The 20,499-nt window shown below is 38.9% G+C and carries 19 protein-coding genes; 12 read left to right on the forward strand and 7 right to left on the reverse strand.

Annotated features, from left to right (window positions below; translation table 11 throughout):
• Positions 1-147: 147 nt before the first annotated feature.
• Positions 148-1,122, forward strand: coding sequence for a GGDEF domain-containing protein (locus K5Q58_RS18325; RefSeq protein ID WP_220755324.1), 975 nt, complete (start codon positions 148-150; stop codon positions 1,120-1,122).
• A 222-nt stretch (positions 1,123-1,344) separates the two neighbouring features.
• Here K5Q58_RS18325 and K5Q58_RS18330 read toward each other — a convergent pair whose 3' ends face one another.
• Positions 1,345-4,059, reverse strand: a complete 2,715-nt coding sequence (locus tag K5Q58_RS18330; RefSeq protein ID WP_220755304.1) for an acetate--CoA ligase family protein — start codon at positions 4,057-4,059, stop codon at positions 1,345-1,347.
• Between the two features lie 21 nt (positions 4,060-4,080).
• Positions 4,081-4,878, reverse strand: coding sequence for a LysR family transcriptional regulator (locus K5Q58_RS18335; protein ID WP_220755305.1), 798 nt, complete (start codon positions 4,876-4,878; stop codon positions 4,081-4,083).
• A 164-nt stretch (positions 4,879-5,042) separates the two neighbouring features.
• Between K5Q58_RS18335 and K5Q58_RS18340 the strand changes: the two genes are divergently transcribed.
• From K5Q58_RS18340 to K5Q58_RS18350, 3 genes are all read left to right on the forward strand, one after another.
• Positions 5,043-5,525, forward strand: coding sequence for a magnesium transporter (locus tag K5Q58_RS18340; protein ID WP_220755306.1), 483 nt, complete (start codon positions 5,043-5,045; stop codon positions 5,523-5,525).
• A complete protein-coding gene (locus tag K5Q58_RS18345; protein WP_220755307.1) occupies positions 5,526-6,599 on the forward strand; it encodes an HlyD family secretion protein in 1,074 nt (357 codons plus the stop codon).
• A 445-nt stretch (positions 6,600-7,044) separates the two neighbouring features.
• Positions 7,045-8,316: a dicarboxylate/amino acid:cation symporter gene (locus tag K5Q58_RS18350; protein WP_220755308.1), complete on the forward strand. Its 1,272-nt coding sequence runs from the start codon at positions 7,045-7,047 to the stop codon at positions 8,314-8,316.
• A gap of 139 nt (positions 8,317-8,455) precedes the next feature.
• Here the strand turns inward: K5Q58_RS18350 and K5Q58_RS18355 are convergent, their stop codons facing one another.
• The 3 genes from K5Q58_RS18355 to K5Q58_RS18365 form a co-directional block, all read right to left on the reverse strand.
• Positions 8,456-9,076: a YgjV family protein gene (locus K5Q58_RS18355; RefSeq protein ID WP_259651392.1), complete on the reverse strand. Its 621-nt coding sequence runs from the start codon at positions 9,074-9,076 to the stop codon at positions 8,456-8,458.
• Between the two features lie 232 nt (positions 9,077-9,308).
• Positions 9,309-10,565, reverse strand: a complete 1,257-nt coding sequence (locus tag K5Q58_RS18360; RefSeq protein WP_220755309.1) for a Y-family DNA polymerase — start codon at positions 10,563-10,565, stop codon at positions 9,309-9,311.
• 3 nt (positions 10,566-10,568) lie between these two features.
• The gene (locus K5Q58_RS18365) at positions 10,569-10,976 is read right to left on the reverse strand and encodes a LexA family transcriptional regulator (RefSeq protein WP_220755310.1); all 408 of its coding nucleotides are present in this window, start codon (positions 10,974-10,976) and stop codon (positions 10,569-10,571) included.
• Positions 10,977-11,427: 451 nt separating this feature from the next.
• On the opposite strand from K5Q58_RS18365, the gene K5Q58_RS18370 reads away from it, so the two are divergent.
• Entirely contained in the window at positions 11,428-11,832 is a 405-nt protein-coding gene (locus K5Q58_RS18370; protein WP_220755311.1) for a hypothetical protein, read from the forward strand.
• 188 nt (positions 11,833-12,020) lie between these two features.
• Here the strand turns inward: K5Q58_RS18370 and K5Q58_RS18375 are convergent, their stop codons facing one another.
• Complete coding sequence (locus K5Q58_RS18375; protein ID WP_259651393.1) at positions 12,021-12,647, reverse strand: hypothetical protein; 627 nt, start codon at positions 12,645-12,647, stop codon at positions 12,021-12,023.
• Between the two features lie 240 nt (positions 12,648-12,887).
• Between K5Q58_RS18375 and K5Q58_RS18380 the strand changes: the two genes are divergently transcribed.
• Positions 12,888-14,894, forward strand: a complete 2,007-nt coding sequence (locus K5Q58_RS18380) for a TonB-dependent copper receptor (protein ID WP_220755312.1) — start codon at positions 12,888-12,890, stop codon at positions 14,892-14,894.
• A gap of 83 nt (positions 14,895-14,977) precedes the next feature.
• On the opposite strand, the gene K5Q58_RS18385 is transcribed toward K5Q58_RS18380, so the two are convergent.
• Positions 14,978-15,826: an enoyl-CoA hydratase/isomerase family protein gene (locus tag K5Q58_RS18385; RefSeq protein WP_220755313.1), complete on the reverse strand. Its 849-nt coding sequence runs from the start codon at positions 15,824-15,826 to the stop codon at positions 14,978-14,980.
• A 244-nt stretch (positions 15,827-16,070) separates the two neighbouring features.
• Between K5Q58_RS18385 and K5Q58_RS18390 the strand changes: the two genes are divergently transcribed.
• The 6 genes from K5Q58_RS18390 (at position 16,071) to K5Q58_RS18415 (ending at position 20,458) form a co-directional block, all read left to right on the forward strand.
• Complete coding sequence (locus K5Q58_RS18390) at positions 16,071-16,985, forward strand: LysR family transcriptional regulator (protein ID WP_220755314.1); 915 nt, start codon at positions 16,071-16,073, stop codon at positions 16,983-16,985.
• Between the two features lie 172 nt (positions 16,986-17,157).
• On the forward strand, positions 17,158-18,408 hold the full coding sequence (locus K5Q58_RS18395) for an acyltransferase (protein WP_220755315.1): 1,251 nt from the start codon (positions 17,158-17,160) through the stop codon (positions 18,406-18,408).
• Positions 18,409-18,460: 52 nt separating this feature from the next.
• Positions 18,461-18,679, forward strand: a complete 219-nt coding sequence (locus tag K5Q58_RS18400) for a DUF6500 family protein (RefSeq protein WP_220755316.1) — start codon at positions 18,461-18,463, stop codon at positions 18,677-18,679.
• Between the two features lie 19 nt (positions 18,680-18,698).
• Positions 18,699-19,415, forward strand: coding sequence for a pseudouridine synthase (locus tag K5Q58_RS18405; protein ID WP_220755317.1), 717 nt, complete (start codon positions 18,699-18,701; stop codon positions 19,413-19,415).
• A gap of 144 nt (positions 19,416-19,559) precedes the next feature.
• On the forward strand, positions 19,560-19,868 hold the full coding sequence (locus tag K5Q58_RS18410; protein WP_220755327.1) for a YkgJ family cysteine cluster protein: 309 nt from the start codon (positions 19,560-19,562) through the stop codon (positions 19,866-19,868).
• A gap of 41 nt (positions 19,869-19,909) precedes the next feature.
• Positions 19,910-20,458 (forward strand): DUF4145 domain-containing protein, encoded by a 549-nt coding sequence (locus tag K5Q58_RS18415; RefSeq protein ID WP_220755318.1) that lies wholly within the window; start codon positions 19,910-19,912, stop codon positions 20,456-20,458.
• Positions 20,459-20,499 lie beyond the last annotated feature (41 nt).

The following is a 20,499-nucleotide window of genomic DNA, read 5'->3' on the forward strand; positions in this document are numbered from 1 at the left end:
CTTTTCATGTGTAGAACAGGATAAATCTACAGAAATTTGCCTTATTTATTATTAAGCTGGCATCTTGGATTTTTCAGTAACATATTTTTGATGACATAGGATGTTCAATTGAATACAAATTTAGAAAATTCCGCTCATATTTTACGCATGGCTGTTCCGCAAATGTCAACGTTAAACATTCCTGTTACGCCCGAAAATTATGCTATTTGGTATCAGTATTATTCTGAAACTAATTTAGGTCTAAAGCGTGCCATAGACGGTTTACTCGCGAATGAAGTTGAGTTTACAGCTTCTGTTAATCAAGGGTTATATAATAATTTTATTCAAGAACAGTCGCCCGAAGTGATTGAGAATGTTCAAATTGAGACCCAAATTTTAATTAATAGTTTAGTCAATAAAATCAGTCAGTTTTCAACAGGTACTGATGACTTTTCTAATAATTTATCTCACTTTACTGACGAATTACAATCTGGAGCTAATCCTCAAACGTTAAATGAACTGGTGGTTAATATTAGTGCTGAAGTTGAAAAAGTTATCGCCAACAATCAATCAATGAAAAATGATATTGAAACTTTAGGCGATGAGCTAAGCCAACTGAAAGGAGAAATGGATAATCTCAGTAAAGTGGCCATGACAGATGAACTCACTTCTTTAAATAATCGCCGAGCCTATGAAATTTTCTCGACTGAACAAGTTAGCCTATTTACCCAAAATCAAATACCTTGTTGCTTGTTAATGATTGATATCGATCATTTTAAAGCTTTCAATGACACCCATGGTCACCTAGTGGGTGATAAAGTATTAGCGTTTGTTGGGTTTGCTTTAAAGCAATCGGTTAAAGGCAATGACTTTGTTGCACGATATGGTGGTGAAGAGTTTGTCGTTTTATTGCCAAATACAGAATTTAAAGATGCTTTCACAGTGGCAGAAAATATTCGTGAACGTATTGCTGCTAGGCAGCTGACAATAGGTAAAGAAAAGAAACAGCAATTAGGTAATATAACCGTATCTATTGGGCTTGCTAATATCCAACCTGGCGATGACTCTGAGACATTATTAAAACGTGCTGATGATATGTTATACCAAGCTAAGTCTTCTGGAAGAAACTGCGTCAAAGGTTAGCAATCAATTGTGTAGGTAATCAGTTATGTCATTAGTGACAGCTTACTGTCTTGACCCTTGCTAATTTATCAAATCTTGCCATTAAAAAAGCTAAGGATGATTTCCTTAGCTTTTTTTGTTTACAGGTACAAGCGGTTGGTTCTGAGGATCTGCTTTTCAGACTAACCATTCAAAGCCGTGACCATTAAATGTTCACTCTTGATATCTTTGCTCAATAAAGCCTTAATCTTTAGATGCCGCTTTTGAGGTGGGTAAGTCCATGTGCATTTTGATCAAATGTTCTTCCATATCAAATGATACCGCAAAGCCGAGGTTTTTAGCCAAATTTGCCATGCTACGATTTTCAAACATGGTGAAGCCTGCAAGTATTGGTGTATCTGTGGTTTTATAATAATTAACCAGTTTTTCTAATAGCAGTTTACCTAATCCAATGCCTTGGTAATCACCACGAACAGCCATTGCAAACTCAGCTTCAGTGTTATCGGGATCAGTTGATGCTCTTACAGCCCCAAGGGTAATGGATTCACCATTATCATCGACTGCAGTGGCAATGAATGCCATTTCGCGGGCAAAATCGATTTGAGTGAGTACCGCCATTTCTTCGTGGGTCATACGGGAGCGAACACCAAAATAACGCTTATATCTATCTTCATCACTGAGTGAATTATCGAACGCTAAATGTTTTGGCTCATCTTCAGGCAATATAGGTCTTAACATGACCTCAATGCCATTTTTCAAAGTGGCTGTTTGCTCTAACTCTTTAGGATAAGGCATGATCGCTAAACGCGTTTTTGGATCGATATCTTGCTGATTTAACTTCATATTGACATCTAACAAGGTAATTGTTTCGCCTGCTGCTAATACTGGGTTTAAATCAAGTGAAGCAATTTCAGGGCAATCAATAATCAAATGAGATATCTGGGTTAACATGATACACAATGCGTTCATGTCTAAACCAAGAGGCAAATGTCTGTCTCGTAGCTTATTTGCTTTTAAGGCTTGAATAACCATGTATCTTGCTAGGGTCATATTTAAAGGCGGTAGGGCAACTGCAGCATCCCGAGTTGGATCCCATTCTGAACCTCCTTCACCTAAGCAAATGGCTGGGCCAAATACTGGGTCATTAATGACTGAAACGCGCACTTCTTGTGCGCCAGCGGTTAGAGCCATTTTTTGCACAATCATGCCGTCAATTTTAGCATCTGGATTAATTTCTTTGACTCGACTTGTAATGGAATGGGCAGCTTGCTGCACTTCATCATCACTAGTCAGGTTAAGCATGACTCCATGGGCATCTGATTTATACATTAAGTCTGGTGATTGAACTTTAAGTGCCACAGGGTAACCGACCTTATTAGCAAGTTTTATTGCTTCGTCGGCAGTTTTAGCAAAACAGGTTTGAATAGTATTCAAGCCATACGCTTTTAAGATATCCCGTGTTTCATGGGTTTCTAAAATAAAGCGTTGTTCATTTTGGGCTTTCTGTAATAAAGCACGTGCACTTATTGTGTCTGTAGGGATATTATCTGGTATGGATTGTGGTACTTCTTGAAGTAGTCTCTGATTACGGCGGTATTCCACCATATGCATAAAGGCTTTTACTGCGCCTTCTGGCGTCCGATATGTTGGGATGACGGCTTTGTTAAATAACTTTCTTGCTGCGTAAGCAGAATTCTCGCCGCTCCAGTTGGTTAAGATATTTAACCGATTTCGATTAGGGTGTGCTTTAATTGCTTGTACTAAGCTTTGGGCTATTTCATCACTTTCTTCCAATGCCGAAGGTGAATGGAGTACTAAAATGGCATCCATTTCTTGGCTGCCCATCAAGATATTCAAAGCTTTGGTATAGCGCTCACTATTGGCATCACCGACAATATCGATTGGGTTTTGACCTGACCAAGTGCTTGGTAAAATTTGATTGAGTTTATTTATAGTTTCTTCTGATAATTGAGCTAACTTACCGCCTTTTATAATTAACTCATCTGCGGCAAGCACTGCGGGGCCGCCGCCATTACTGATAATTGCGACCCGTTCGCCTTTTAATGGCGTCGAGTGAGCTAAACTTTCAACTGCTGCAAATAGCTCAATTAAATCATTAACTCGCAGCATACCTGCACGTTTAAACGCAGCTTCGTAAACAGCATCATTACCACCAATCCCACCTGTATGGAGCATGGCAGCTTTTATACCTTCTTGACTACGGCCTGATTTAATTACAAATATGGGTTTATTGCGGGCTGCAGCTCTTGCAGCTGAAAGAAAGTGTCGCTTTTCATTAATGGAGTCGATGTAAAGCATGATGGCACTTGTGCTGCTATCGCGGCCGAGATAATCAAGCAGTTCATCAAAATCAATATCAGATGCATCACCAAGTGAAATAAACGATGAAAATCCAATATCTTTATTGTTAGCCCAATCTAATACCGTCGTGCAAATTGCAGCCGATTGCGAAACAAATGCAATTTTACCTTTTTTAGCACCACTATGGGCCAAACTGGCATTCAGCCCAATAGGAGGGATGATCATCCCCAAGCTGTTTGAGCCTAAAATGCGCATGCCAAAGCGTTTAGCATGCTGCTGAGTCAGACTTAATAAACTAACCCCGTTCTCATCAAATTCATTAGCCATACCTGATGCCATGATGATGACCACTTTACAACCAAACTGGGCTAAGGTTTCTACAATACTTGGTACTCGACTTGCTCGAGTACAGATAATGGCTAAATCCGGTTTGATGGGCAATGATTCAATATTGGGGTAGGCAAGTACACCCATGACTGAGTCATATTTAGGTGTAACTGGCATAATTGGGCCAGAAAATCCGCTACCCAATAAGTTCTTCATCAATACGCGACCAGCGCGTTTTTCGGTATTTGATGCGCCAATAACAGCAATAGACTTAGGCTTAAATAAAGCGTGAATACTTCTCTGACTCATAATGCCTCACTTGCGAGTGTGCTAGGTTTTAGCTATCGATTGTAATGTGACTCTTTGACAAAGTTCAGATAACCATGAAACTTTAGCTTCATGGCGGCGTGCTGCGCTACATATGATGGCGAGATCGACAGCGATATCTTTATGACTGTCATCTGATTCTAGTTTGAAACAATAGGAATAGTTATCAGCAAATAATTGTTGCTGCACCGTATAATTATCAACAAGAATGGTTGGGGTTAACTTTTCATCTACTGCACGGAATAATTCCACATACTCATTGAGATCATCAACGATAAGTTTTACAAACTCACCTTTTTTATTGCCTGTTAATGAGCCATAACCAGATGCAACTTTTTTCTGATAAAGCTGTTGTGGTCTGTCTCTTAATGTTTGAATTCCAATATCAATTGAGCCATCAATCAAGCCTTCGTTACTGGTTTTACGCCATTGTCTTAATTCTATTACAGCATCTGTTTCTGCTCTAATTGCGTTGATCAGATCTTTTCCCATCATGACCATTAATGGTTCACCTAAATGGACCGTAATGTACTGTAAATTTTTAGGATCAAAATATTCAGGTTCCAGTGCAAGGTTTATTTGTTCGATTGAGCTTTGTATTTTAGGCGCAATTTTATCTGCGTAGCTTGTTGGGTGCAGACCGTTTGCAGTGCGGATGAACAATGGATCGCTCAACTCTTCACGTAGTTGAGCCAATATTTTTGACACAAATGATTGAGAACGACCCAGCTGTTTCGCTGCTCTTTGGGTTGAGCCAGCTCTATAAAGAGTGATAAACACATTAAGTGCATTCAGATCCATAATATACCGATAATTTAGAACACTTTAACTTCATATTACACCATATATTCCGCAAACACATTAACCGGCAAAGTAAATAGCTCGTTTGGAATATACCTTATTCCAATTTAACATTTAGTTATTGTTAATATTCTATTTGTTGAAAAAAACTTAACGAGGAATACATGACTGAACAGCTTGAAACTGCAACTACAGCAACAACGGAACCAAACATTAGGGTTAGGTTTCTTAAAAAAAGTCTCACTGTTATCGCTGCTTTTTCAGCTTTAGGCCTTTTGAGCTATTTATTTTCATTATTAACCCAAATCCACGGTAAATCATTACCTGAAAGCTACTTTGTTAATGGTTATCCAAGCATATTAGCTTTACTCGATTCAGAGCTATTCATGGGCTTTGTGTTTGTAGTCACAATCGCCATTATTTGCTACACACTCTTGTTGTTTTGGCGCTTACATGAAGTGGCTGTTCATAAAGCTGAAGCGATGTCGAGTGCGCATACTCAAATTGTATTTGCATTGTCTTTATGTGGTTTATTCATCGACAAAGCATGGTGGGTACTGGCGATAATTATTGCATTTGGTCGTTGGGACGTACTAGCTAATAGGCTTTCAAGCATCATCAGTAATGGCATAAAAGGAGATAAGTAAATGAAAGAAATTATGCTCCCATATGTATTAATTGTTTGGTTACTCGTTAAGTTAGGTGTTATTCAGTGGAACCTTGCAAATGCTGTTCGATCGGTTGGTTTAGGTATCTTTATTGCTTTCATGTTATTTACTGGTCACCGCTTTTGGTCGCCAGCAGATTTAACAGATAGCTCAACCATTAAGGCACCTCATGCGGTATTGAGTCCATTATTCGGTCAAGAAATTGAAGAAATTTATGTAACCCATAATCAAACAGTAAAAAAGGGTGATTTGATTTATAAACTGGTGTCGATAGACAGTGAGCAAGAAATAGACTCTCTTATCGCTCAAAAAGCCGCTGAGCTTGCTAAAAAAGAAGCGTTAAAACTGCGTATGCAAGCTCTAGAAGTCACGCTAAACAATGATAAACGTAATTTTGTACGTGTTACTGATTTACGCGATTACGCCAGTGAAATGACGCGTGATGATTTACAGGCCAAAATACATTCAACAGAAGCTGAAATTGCTTCCGTTGTTGCTGAGTTAGAAACACATCGTTCGCAACTTCGCTCGTTTGATGCACAAATTAGTTCTGCAAAATGGAACGATCAGCGCCGTGAGATCCGAGCGCAATTTGACGGTCAGCTTTCTATCACCAATGTGGCAGTAGGGAGTCGAATTGGTAACATGCATCTTTACGATACTTCTAAGAAGTTCTTGGAAATGCGCATTGCGGATCAATCTTATCGTTACATTAAGCCTGGGCAATTTGCTGAGTTTTATGTTGATGCTTTTCCTGGTGAAATTTTTCGTGGACGAGTTCATAGTGTCACTTCAGGAACTGGGGAGTCACTCATTAGTCCTATGGCAGGAACACAGCATGTAAGGCAGCATGTAGGTAATAATGCAGGTAGTCATGGACGTACGGTAATCATTGAGTTTGAAGAGCCTGAAGGTTACTCAATTCCTATTGGAGCAACGGGTTCAGGTTGGATTTCAGCTGACAAACCAGCTAACTTCTTAGGCTTTATGGATATTATTGGCGGCGCGACCATCCGACTTAAAGCGCTAAAGGCCTACCTAAATGCATTATAGATTTTAATTCTGTACTGCTAGGTTGAGTGATTTATTCACTACGCTTAGTTTACAGTGATATCTAAAAGGGAGCTTTGGCTCCCTTTTTTATTTCCTGCAGTTAAGCTTGTCTGCGGACTAATACAAATGCTTCAAATTTATTAACGAATAAGATTAACTACAATGGAGAGGAAATACGATTGAACGCGCTCAAAATGTTAGCTAGCCAGAGTGAATGACTACTTCTGCCTTTATTTTTAGTGATAAGGATTGCCATGGGGGAGTTATTGATGCAGTTCCAGTAAATTTCACTAGCTAATTATGTTAAAAAAAGATTGATTTAGCGTATGGCTAATATTAAATGAGCCGTCATCGCTTGATATAGGCCTTCAGATGGTCAATTTTGAATACCGATGGAATTAATTCTATGGAAGGATTAAGAATAAAAACCAAAGGTTGATCAATCATGTTTAAATCGCTTTCAGTAAAAATATTTGTGGGGATGTTTGCTGGCTTGTTTATTGGAACCTTATTTCAATACGGCTTCGCAAATGATGGTTTTGTTAATGGAACCTTGGTAGATATTGCTGCAGGCATCGGCAGCATGTTTGTTCAGATGATTATGATGTTGGTTGTGCCACTGGTTTTCTTCAGTATCGTAACGGGCATTATCGAATTAAATGATCTTAAATCTTTTGGTCGTTTAGGCAGTAAAACCTTCCTGTTGTATTTATTAAATACCGTGATAGCGATTATTGTAGCTATCGCCTTGTCAGTTTGGTTTGCACCTGGGGCGGGCTTATTACTTACCGGCGATAAAAGTGCAGAGTTAGTCACCACAGAGTTACCAGGATTTTTAGGTATGATTGTTGATATCATTCCACGTAACCCTATTCAAGCCTTTGCCGAAGGCAACATGCTACAAATTATCTTCATGGCACTAATGACAGGCGGTGTAATTAAAGCCCTAGGCGATACTGTTAAGCCAACTGTTACTTTTTTTCAGCAAGGTAATAAAATCATGTTAAAGATGATCACTGTGGTTATGGGGTTAGCTCCTTACGGTGTATTCGCTTTAATGATTCAATTAGGTGCGACTTTTGTTCCAGAAGCCTTTATGAGCGTATTAAGTTACATGGTATTAGTGATTGGCTTGCTCGCATTTTGGGCGCTTGTGGTTTACCCAACCATTATTGGTTTAACGACTGCAACCTCAGCCTCTGATTTCCGTCGCCATACTCGTGAGCAGTTCTTGTTTGCGCTCTCTACAGCAAGCTCAAATGCGACAATTCCTGTTACGATGCGTACCTTGATTGAAAAGATTGGTGTTAAGAAAAGTATTGCTGGTTTTGGCGTACCAATGGGTGCCACCATGAACATGAGTGGTGCAGCGATTTACATCACAGTGGGGATATTCTTCGTTGGTAACGCTTTTGGAAACCCAATTGAAATGAATCAACTGCCGGTGTTGGCTTTCACTGTATTTTTACTATCGATTGGCGCTGGTGGCGTGCCTGGTGGCGGAATTGTAATGATCGGTGTACTTATACATCAACTTGGCCTTCCGATTGAAGCGATAGCAATCGTGGCAGCACTTGATCGCATCATTGATATGTTCTGTACCAGTACCAATGTGGTGGGTGATGCTGCTGTTGTGACTATGGTTGATCATAGCGAACAAGTATTAGAACAAGAGCAAGGACTCAAGCAAGAATCGGGTAACTCTGCGCTGGCTTAAACTTATTAACCTGAACTTTGGTTAAGAGATTTATTACCCTGCATTCACTTTAAATATATGCACGATTTATAAAAAAGCGGCTTAGGCCGCTTTTTTATTTTGTTGAAAGGTAGTTTTAAATATCTGCATTTAGTGAGTGTTATTTAACTAGTTCAGCATGCGCATGGTTTGTTTCAATTGTCGCTTTACTCTGTAGATAATGCTGAATAAGCCCTTGGGACAAAATCATAATAGTCATGACTTGATACAGCATTCCTGACCATGACATCAAATATATTGATAGCATTAAATTCAAGCCATTACTGGCAAGCATTGCGAGCCTTAACTGGCTTCCTGCAAAATAGAATAAACTAAAGCTCATAACGACAGCAGCAGCCACGGCACACCATTCACTCCAATGCTCCGCCCACAGTAAACCTTGTACAATAGCTACCGTACTAAACGCTATAGTCATGATTGAGCGAGAGAGTAATCGCGAAAACAATGTTGAAAGTAATGCTGAGGAAAATGACATTTGTGTCGAATCTTGTTTATTCATGCTTTGGCAACAACGAAAGCGAATAACATTAACGAGTTGGTTCGCCATGCCTAAAAAACTACCTAATAAGCCTAAATGAATTGCCGTCAATATAGCAGCTATCATATTGCCGTGAATAAATTTGCAGTCTTGTTTTTGAGTGTTTGCCCACCAGCCAATCGCCATTGAGACAAATCCAAGTAGTTGAACAAAGAACAGTTGATTTAAAGCAAACTCAGGCACGCACAATAATCCGAAAAAATTTGAAGGTGCGTATTGTCTATATTTTCACCGTTAAAACAATGACCCCATCGAGGTTTATGCATATTGAAGGCGTTAAACGCTAAAAACAGCATTAATTGATCAGGTTAGGTGGTTGCTGTGTTGCGAAGGTGTTAGTTTGCGGGGTGTTTAATGTTGCTAGCAGTCTTGGTATCAAACTAGTTTGTTATCCAGTTTTCTTTATTGCTTGAGATTAACGACAACTCACTTGAGGAATGTCTTGCCAGCAAGTGGTGTATTGGGGGGTAAGCAAATCTCGGCGCATATGCCATTTACCGCTAATACCCTGTGCAGCAACAAACATGGAGTCAGTTCCATAACGTTGATTGAGGTTGTCGCAAACTTGCATCAAAGCGGGATCTTTAGGTGGAGTAAATAAATCGCCTTGTAAATGCTGAACTGGTGATAGGTCGAGCAATCCTATACCGATTTTGTAATAGCGAGTATTGGGGTTAAATAACTGACTGCCGATACGTGTTGCATGTCCTATTAACTCACAACTGTCATTTGTTGGGGAAGCGCAGCGATAGTGGTACTTAAAGCCATTAGGCTGTTCATCATAGGGCGAGTTCTTGGCAAAAATCAGTAAGCTACTGGCGGCTGAACCTTGTTTTCTTGCTTTTGCTGCAGCAATAGCGGCATGTTTACTCAAGGCTTGAAGTAAAGATTCTTTATCTGTGATACGTTCGCCGACACTACGGGTTGAAAAGATTTGTTGTTTATCTGCCCGAGCGCTATCCCAGCCTTTACACTGCTCACCGTTAAGTTCGCGTACTGTGCGCTCTATTTCAATGCTAAAGCTTTTTCGCACAAGTCTGGGTTGGAGCTTAGACAGTGCTAGTGCATTATGGATCCCCATTTGTTGCAGTTTTTTACCAATGCGAGAGCCAATTCCCCATACATCAGTGACTTGCATGCTGGCTAGAATATTGTGTCGCTGTTGGGCTGAATTTATATAGCACACGCCGTTATAGCCATTAAGTTTTTTTGCTGCATGGTTTGCTACTTTGGCTAAGGTTAAGGTTTCACCTATGCCCACGCAAACGGGTAAGCGAGTCTCTTTCCATACAGCACGGCGAATATGCGCAGCATGGGTAAGCAGACAGGGAATGGCAGGATAGCTTTGTTTGAAGGATAAAAAGGATTCATCGATGGAATATATGTGTTGCTCGGGGGCAAAACGGCCAATCACCTCCATCATACTGTTAGAAAGTGAACCATATAATTCATAGTTAGACGAGAGTGCAATGACCCCAAGCTTCTGACAGAGATCTTTTACTTCAAAGAAAGGGCCAAACTTACCAATGCCTAGTGCTTTTGCTTGGCGATTAGCTGCGACAATACAGCCATCATTGTTAGATAACACAACAATAGGGCGACCGCGCCACTCTGGCCTAAAGACCTGTTCTGCACTGCAGTAAAAAGAGTTGGCATCGACTAAAGCGTACATTATCTAATTACCTGCAAGTATCGGGCTTTGGCGATGGCAACGGATAGAACGGATCACCACACCTTCAACGCTAAAATTATCGTGTTCTTGGATTAAAACACTATTGTGACTGTCGTTGGCTGATAGCAATAATCGACGTTTAGTATCAATTAACTTACAGACAAAGCTGCCGTTATAGTTCGCCACGATGACATCATGGTTTTCAACACTGACATGGCGGTCCACAATCAAAATGTCTTTATCAAATATCCCTATTTTCTCCATCGAGTCTCCACTAGCTTGACCTATAAAGGTGGCACTTGGGTGCTCAATTAGTAGCTCATCTAAACTTAATGGTAGTTGGCGATACTCGGCGGCTGGGGATTCAAATCCAGTGATCCCTGCGCTAGCCAAAATAGGAATGACATTCATAAATTTCACATTCTAAAGTAACTGTATATTTATACAGTATTATAGTGTTCCCCGTGAAATTGGCAATATTTTCCGTTTATTCGTGCAAATGTTAGACAGTTTGTAGGTTATTTACTCGCAATTAAAATGAGGAAAATTTAAAACATCTGTAGTGAGTTTAGAAAGTTAACTACTTGTTCAGCTTAGGTTTAGCAAAAGTAGGTAAAATAGTCATCAAATTAGCTGATTCGCAAAACGTGATTGTATTGAGAAGCTGTATGAGGCAATTGTATAGCGTAATTGAATAGCGAGATAACAAGTATCAATGAGTGTCACTCAGATAAACGTTAGCTAAAAAATACAATTACAATTACTGGCATATAAAGGTAACTATTAAACTTTGGAACCAGATAAAGTGGTAACAGTAAACGACTGTACTTGCATACAAGAATTGATTTAAAAGGAAAACAATATGAAAAGATTAATGATGGTTGCCATGTTTGCTTTTTTCTCTGTGGCAGCGAATGCCAGCTACTCAACTCAGCAATCAGTTGTTATTCAAATCGATCAAGCTAGAGCCAATATTGAAACTGCAGTAAGTTGCTCAATTGTCTACTCGCATACACCAATGGCAACAGAAGCTGACTTCTACAAAGGGGTCGTCTATGAAAACTACTCTAATCTTGTTGAGCAATTAGTATTAACGGGTCAATCAGAAACTCAAGCCAGACAAATGGCTATGGAGCAGGTGGTTTCACAAGCACAGCACATGGAAAAACTACTCGATAATGAAAGAGCTGGTGGTAAGGCACAGTTTACCCAACTGTTAAAGCAGACTGCAGTACAAAATCAGTGTGTTCATTATGCCAACCTTTGATGCTAGTTAAGGCTGTTCTCAATTCGATGTATTGATTAAAGTGATATTTGATTGATTTAACATCGTAATGTGCAATTAATGAACACATAACGGTGACCGGGCATAGTAATTTCTGAATGCTACTCAGCTCGGTTAGTTTAATGTTAAGAGGTTAATTGCTGCCATTACTGACTCAATCTATTGGACATTTATTGTAAAAAACGCTGATTGTTATCAATAACGCACTGGCTGACAGTTTGTGGGTTATTGTCTCGATTAACGAGCCAACACTCATCATAAATGGAGCAATAGCATAGCTCTATCGAAATTAAATTATCAGCAGCTAGAATGTTATCAACCTTATCGCCACGATAAATGACAGGATTTATTGTTTTCTGTGCAGGTAAAACAGTCTTCCCGACATGAGATTGCACTATTGTTTTAAAAATATCGAGTTCACGCCACTTTGAAAGGTATTGTTTGCCATGCTTTATTTTTGCGTACTTAATGATGGCTGGACCAGTACCATTGTTAGAAATAATATATTTGAACAAGTCATTATCATGACTCCGGGCAATTTCAACACTAGGCCATACTGAAGCGCGAGCATAGGCTCGATCGATAGAGGCGGAATAGATTGAAGTAAATGTCGTCACTATGCCAATGACTAACGCTGAGAAAGCAACAATCATTTCTGGATTTTGATACCAATGTTTTTTATTGGCGGGCTGTTGCTGAATAAGTTGCTCAATTTTAAGTTGTATATCAGTTAAACTTTGCTGTTCACTTTGGTCTTTATTTGTAGCGCTACCACTTTCCATGTAGTTAAGTCCCATTTAAACTTGAATATTCTTTTTTAAAGAATCCTACCTATGTTAATGACTTGTGACAAGTGCAGTGTCAATGAATCCTAAAAAAATAAACAATCAAATGCTAATGAAAACTCCAATAAAATCAGATGTGTGACGAGCATCAAATCCGCCTGCGACACATTGTCGCACTGTTCAAAATTCTCGTTGAGCAAAGTAAGGAAGTTTGAGAAAAAGTGCCTATATTAATAAAAAACGGGCGCAACGATGAAACATAACACCACAATATTAGCTGCAGTGATTGCTGCAGTATTAACCCCCCAAGTCGCTTTTGCCGATCACCCATCCAAAAATCAGCAAGAAGGCTGTGATGGTGATAAATGTGATGATTATATTGTTGTTACTGGTGAGCTGATGAGTGAACCAACAAAAGTCACAACTGATCCTAAAAAACCGCGTTTACCTTTACCTGCGTATGATGGTGCAGGGTTCTTAAAAACAATTCCAGGATTTAGTATTAGCCGTAAAGGCGGTGCCGGTGGCGACCCATCATTGAGAGGCATGGGCGGTTCAAGAGTTAGCATTGTTGATGATGGTCAGCATGTTTATGGAACATGTGGCGGACGTATGGATCCACCGACGGCTTATATATACCCAGAAGCTTATGATGCAATTACTGTGATTAAAGGGCCACAAACAGTTAAATACGGGCCAGTTGGATCGGCGGGTACTGTGCTATTTGAAAAAGATCGCCATAGTTTTTCAGAAAAAGATATAGAAGGAAGAGTCAGTATGACTGGCGGCTCTTTTGGAAGAGAAGACTATTTAGTTGAAATTAAAGCAGGAACAGAAACGCATTATATTGACTTTGATGCGAATAAGTCTCAAAGCGATCATTACGAAGATGGTGATGGTAATAAGGTGCAGTCGAGTTATGACCGTAATAATTATAATGTGGCGCTTGGCTGGACTCCGGATGAAGATACAGTTGTTGAATTATCATATGGAAGCTCAAGCGGTGAGGCCGAATATGCTGATAGAGCCAATAAAGCTCGTCAAATAGATAATGAGAACTACACCTTGCTAGGGCAGCGCGACTTTGACTTATCTTGGCTTAATACTATTGAGTTTCAACTTTATACTAATGAAAATGATCACATCATGGATCAGTTTGATCAGGGTGTTAATTCAGGCGTGAATGTCCGTCGTGAAACTTCAGGTGGTCACTTGTGGTTTGATTTAGCCTTAAGTGATAATTGGGGCACTGTCATTGGTATTGATTACATGGACAGTAATCATGAAGGCAGAAGCATAGATAAAGATATTGATAATGGTCTTGATGATTTACTGTCAAAGCCATTTGATGAAAACATGAGTTATCAAAATATCGGTTTGTTTTTTGAAGCAAGTTACAATATGAGTTATCAATCAAGTCAGGGAAAAATCTTAACGGGTTTACGAGTTGATCAGTGGGATACAGAACTGCACGTAGGCCAAAAGGGTCAACGCGAAGATGATCTCGTGAGTGGTTTTATCCGATATGAACATACTTCAGGCAATAGTCAGTACTATATTGGTGGCGGAAGAGCTGAGCGGATCCCTGATTATTGGGAATTCATGAAGGCTGATGATGGCAATATGTCTAATAAGGCATTTGATTTAGAACCAGAAAAAACCACACAAATCGACCTTGGCTGGATTTACCAAAATATCGTTGAAGTGTCGTCGGCCTTTTATTATGGCAAAGTTGATGACTATATCTTGATTGACTCCAACACCACCAAAACATCAGCTTACAATGTCGATGCGACTATATGGGGTGGTGAACTTGGGGTTATGTATCCTTTTAATGACCAATGGTCGGCGCAAACCACTGTTAGTTATAGTCATGGCGATAACGATACTGACAACACACCACTTGGGCAGATTTCACCACTTGAAGGGCGAATTTCTGTTAATTACGAATCTAATAATTGGACCGCAGGATTGTTCTGGCGAATGGTCGCGGCTCAAGATCGAGTGGCCATTGGCCAAGGTAATATTTCAGGTCAAGATTTGGGTGAGAGTAGCGGTTTTGGTACCTTGTCAGTAAACGGTTCGTGGAAGCATGATGACTTGCTAGTCAGCTTTGGAGTAGAGAACTTATTTGATATTACCTACGCTGAACATGTTAGTCGCTCTGGTGCAGGTAACGATATTCCAGGTAGCGAACCTATGTTTCAAGTTAATGAGCCAGGTAGAACGGCTTGGGTGAAACTAGATTATACCTTTTAGTACAGTGACATCTCTATAAAGTAAGAACAGGGTTTCAGACATACTGAAACCCTTTTTAAATAAGATTTTAATGGCTTAAGTCATTAATCATTAACTTCTTGAACATTAACGACTAATTGCTCCCAATTACGTTGATTATCTATTTCAAACTGAGCGCCTTGCTCGTCAGCCCATGTAAAACGGGTAATCGCAGATGTTTTGCTGGTGGCTTGATATAACCAGTACGCTTCTGCTTTTAACGCTTCTTCAATAGGTTTATCGATTGATTCATAAACGGTTTGTTTACAAGCGTTAATAGATTCAGCTGGGAATAATGCAATGCGGCGTGCAAGGTTTTCAACATACTCACCAATTTCATCAGGCTCCAATGCTTTATTGATAGTGCCGTATGCTTCTGCTTCATCAGCTGTAAAATCTCGAGCACTTAGAATAATTTCAAGCGCACGGCCTAAGCCAGCTTGGCGAGCCATACGAGATGCACCACCGCCACAGGGTAATATACCCATTCCGACTTCCATCTGCATAAATTTATATTTTCCTCGTGCAGCAAAACGCATATCACAAGCCAAAGCAAACTCATGTCCACCGCCACGGGCAAAGCCTTCAAGTTTTGCAATGGTGGCTTGAGGTAAACGACTAATTCGCTCTAGGACTGATTGTAGATCGAGTAATTTTGCTTCTTCGCGAGATACAGCTTCTTTTGACATGTCTCTTAACAGGTTAGTGTCGTAATGACATACCCAAATTTCTGGGTGAGCAGATTGAAAAACAACAACCTTTATTTCTCGATCGCGCTCTAAACGCAATGCTAAACTGTTGAGATCAGCAAGCATTTCTTGTCCTTGGACATTTACAGGTGGGAAATCAATCGTAACCCAAGCAATCCCGTTATCTGTTTTAACATTGAACGTTGTAAAGTTCTTATATTCCATGGTTGTTGTCCTTGCTATTTCCTAGTATGAATTTGATGCAAATATTTAATGTGTTACTTACATAACTAAAAACTAGGCCATTAAGAAAAATTAGTGAACAATGGTTTTTGATAAAGAGAATCAAGCATTTCTATTAACTAATTTAGTATCACTTGGTCTTCTAATTGCTTGTTTGAGATTAGACTTGTTTAAAGCGGCATATATCAGCGCAATAATAAAACATTGATTAATTGGATAATTTTATATGGATACAGAAAGTTTACGTTTGTTTGTCAAAGTCGCTGAATCATTAAGCATTAGCGCTGCGGGGCGTAAATTAGGGCTTTCACCTGCAATCGCATCGGCAAGGTTATCTAAGCTTGAAAATCAACTAGGTACTGATTTATTACACCGTTCAACGAGAAAGGTGTCGTTATCTACCGAAGGTGAGGGATTTTTGCCTTATGCTAGAGAAATTTTAGTGCAACAAGATGCCGCTATTGCTGCCATTGGCACTGAAATTAATGAAGTAAAAGGCGTATTAAGGTTCACGGCATCAAATACCTTTGCGCAATTGTATATTTTGCCAGTATTACCAGAGTTTTTGGTGATGTATCCAGAGTTAGATTTAGAACTCAAGTTAAGCGATACACAAGTCAATGTTATCGAACATGGTATTGATCTCGCGCTTCGAAATACTGAAGTAAAAGATAGCGGTTTAAGAGCGAGAAAACTGGCGGATGATCATAGAATTTTATGTGCATCACCAGCCTATATTTCAAAGTACGGTTCGCCGCAAACGCCTGAATCATTGGCAGAACACCAATTGATTGTGTTTAAAGATGCTAAAGGTCGAAAATTGACAAGAACAGAGAATAATGAGGAAAATGGCTCTGTATTTCCACCATCAAATGCCAGGGTAAGATTGAGTTGTGATGATGGTACCAGCATGAAAATTGCGACTTTAGCAGGAACCGGTATATCAATGAATTCTTATTGGAGTGTCGCACATGAAATAAGACAAGGCGATTTAGTTCATATACTGCCGGAATATCATATTGACGATCAAACTGCTATTTGGTTGGTTTACCCCAAGGCTAATGCCTTAAGTGCTAAGGTAAGAGTCTTTATCGATTTCTTAGTAGAGAAGATAGGCGAGCCTGCGATTTGGAATCGATAACACCTTGTAAATTGATTGCGTTTTAGTTGGGCGTGTTAATTTTGTGATGTTATTGTATTTATAATTTGACCTACGATTAAATCATGTAGATGCAATCGTATGTAATTGAATAATGTTTATGCAGTCGATAGGTTAGCTAGTTAAGTTAAGGTAATGCTAATAAGAAAGCAATATGTCATCTAAACATCTATCGACACGTTCTTCAAAACTAGAATTGAAACAAGATTTAAAACAACAAACGAACAACTCATCAAAACCTGATCCCCATTGTGCTCCTTCAATAAATGATGAACTAAATAGTGTTGCTGACTCCAACATTGTTAATGCTATTGAAGCTGTGAAAAATATACAGTCAAATCATAATTTACAATTCAATCAGCCATTACATCTGTTTAGAGGTTTAGCCATCATTGCCATTGTTGGTGCGCATGCATGGTCATTTATGATTTTCTGGACGGGCTCTTTAGACTCTGTTGGTTTAGAAGTGCTGTTTTCAGTCACAGAAATGCTTTTTCATGGCTCTACACTCTACTTTGCCATTATATCTGGTCTGCTATTCAGTTTGATACTCACGAAACGTTCATGGAAACAGTTCTATTTAAGCAAGCTTCTCAATGTGTTATTGCCCTATATTGCAGTGTCTTTGTTCTACTTTTCAGTTTATGGAGGCTGGCAAACAAACGGGGCAATTAAACAATTTTTACTTAGTGTGTGGATGGGAAAAGCATCTATTCATATGTGGTATATTCCTGTGTTAATGGTGTTGTATTTATTGACACCATTACTGTGGCATATCGTGAAAAAACCAAGGTTATCATTAGTCACAATTGCCATCATATTACTACCGCTTATCATTTCGCGGAGTCCATTCCCTGACTTTATTAAATTGCAGACCTTTATCTACTTTATAGGTGCTTACACACTAGGTATGTTTGCCGGTGCCTATTATGAAAAAATACTGCATTGGATTAGTCAAAATATTAAAACGCTATTGACTGTATTAGTCATCTTAAGTGTTTTGATTATCTGCAGCTATTTCTATGACTTTATTGACGTAGGCTGGTTTTCATTAAGGCAATCGTTAATATACGTACAAAAACTGATAATTGCAGCCACAGTTTTATACGGATTACATTGGCTTGTTGACCAAGAAGACACTGATATAAATCCTTTACTAGTTAGTACCAATAGAGTGGTAACAGTTTTAGGTCATATGGCATTTTCGATTTACTTTTTACATGTCTTTTTTATGGGATGGGTCATTTACGCGGTACAAGATTGGTTTTTGATTGATAGAAGTGCCACAGAGATATTACTATACGGTTTACTGAGTTTAATCAGTTCCATAGTCGCGAGTGTAATGTTTACTAAGCTGGCACAGCTATTATTATACAAACATTCACGTAAACTCATCGGCGCCTAAATTGTTTGAAGCATTCATGTTTTAACTGGATCAGATTCAATAAGAGATAGCTATGAGCCCAGAATTACGTCAACGTATTATGACCATTTGCGATAAGAAAATTGAACAAAAAGGAGATAATGTAGGACTCTCTTTTTACGCTTTTTTCGCAAATAAAAATGATAACCCTGTCGAATTGATGCAAGTTGCAAAATGGTGGATTGAAACACATCAGTTAGATCACTTTGAAAAGGCTTTTAAGATAAAAGCAATGATTCTAGCTGACTCATAGTAGGAAATAACGAAACCATATGCGACTTGATAAATTCGTTTTACGTAGTACACAATTGAGTAAACCATCTGTCATTTCTTGTATTGAATCAGGTGAAGTAAGAGTTAATCAAGATGTGATTACAGATGCACGCTATCAAGTGCATGAAAATAATTATATTGAATATCAAGGTAAGCAATTAGTCCCAAGGCCTTTTAGGTATTTAATGTTTAATAAGCCAGTAGATACAATATGTTCGAATGTAGATGGAGATTATCCTTCAATTTTAAATTATCTTGAAATTGAAAATAAGGATGAACTTCATATCGCTGGGCGATTGGATGCTGACACGACGGGTTTAGTGCTTATCACTGACGATGGCCGCTGGTCTTTTAATATCATGAAACCAGAAACGCATTGTGAGAAAACATACCGAGTCACATTAGCAAAACCATTAATAGAAGGTGTAGCACAAAGGTTTTCTGAAGGCTTGTTATTACAGGGGGAATCTAAGCCAACGTTACCCGCTAAGCTTGAGCACATAGAAGTAGATTCAACCCATGATTCAACTGCGGAACTTCAAGTTTTACTGACTATTTCAGAAGGACGCTACCACCAAGTCAAAAGAATGTTCTTTACTGTAGGAAATAAAGTTAGACAGTTACACCGCGAAAATATTGGTAACTTGACGGTAGATATTCCTGCTGGAACATGGCGGTATTTAACAATAGATGAGGTTAGGTCACTGACTTATTAATGTATCCGTTAATTAATTCAGCAAATATCACGCTAATAGGTCTTTAAGTTATGTATAAACACTGGGCTAAGGTATCATCTGCCAAAGATAATACACTTAGCTTATTTGTTTAAAATACAGCTAAACGCTATAGCAATGGCTGATATGAAAATAGAAATCACTGAAATTTTAAGTATAGATAGCACAGATATTGACCCCAATATTACCTGTACTGGTTGTAAAGCATGTTGTTGTAAATTAGAAGTGATTTTAATCTCCGAGACGGGCGTACCTGAAGAGTATATTGGTGAAGATCAATGGGGCGGAGAAGTGATGAAACGCCTAGATGATGGATGGTGTATTGCAGTTGATAGAGAGACCTTAATGTGTACTATTTATGAAAATCGACCATGGGTATGTCGTGAATTTGAAATGGGTTCATACGAGTGTGTAGAAGAAAGGCAGCAAATGTAAGTACTTAATTTAGATACTGTGAATAAAGGATTTGTCAGTTAATGAATGGAATGCAATTTTTTATAGAGTTATTAGATAAACTAGCTTGGCCGTTAGTTTTTATTTTTAGTGTTGTTACACTTCAAAAACCTTTGGCGGCGCTTATTCCGCTTGCTAAAAAGTTCAAATTTAAAGATTTTGAAATTGAGTTTGGCCAAGAATTAAAAGCGGTTTCCAAAAAAGCTGAAGGAGCATTTCCTGAACTGGAAATCGATAAAAAATCCGTACTTATAGCCTCAGTCGAAAACCTCCCCAATTCATCAATTTTACAAGCATGGAGTGAAGTTGATAAAGCCGCTGAAAATCTTATCCGAATTAAATTACCCAATGTCATATTGGATTCCAACACTCGATACAAAGACATTGAAGAAACACTAGTCTCTGAACATATCATCGATACCAAAAAAGCAAAATTATTCAGCGAATTACGTGTGCTGAGAAACAAAGTTGCCCACGCTAAAGGTTATGAAGTTGGTAAGGTTGAAGCCATACAATATATTGAATTATGTTTTGTGATGGTTGATCACTTAAATCATATTAGGCAGTTATAATGATTTGACTATGATAAAACAGCAAACATTAACGCACGTTA

Origin of the sequence: Shewanella sp. KT0246, assembly GCF_019654955.1 — a bacterium.
Classification (GTDB): Bacteria; Pseudomonadota; Gammaproteobacteria; order Enterobacterales; family Shewanellaceae; genus Shewanella; species Shewanella goraebulensis.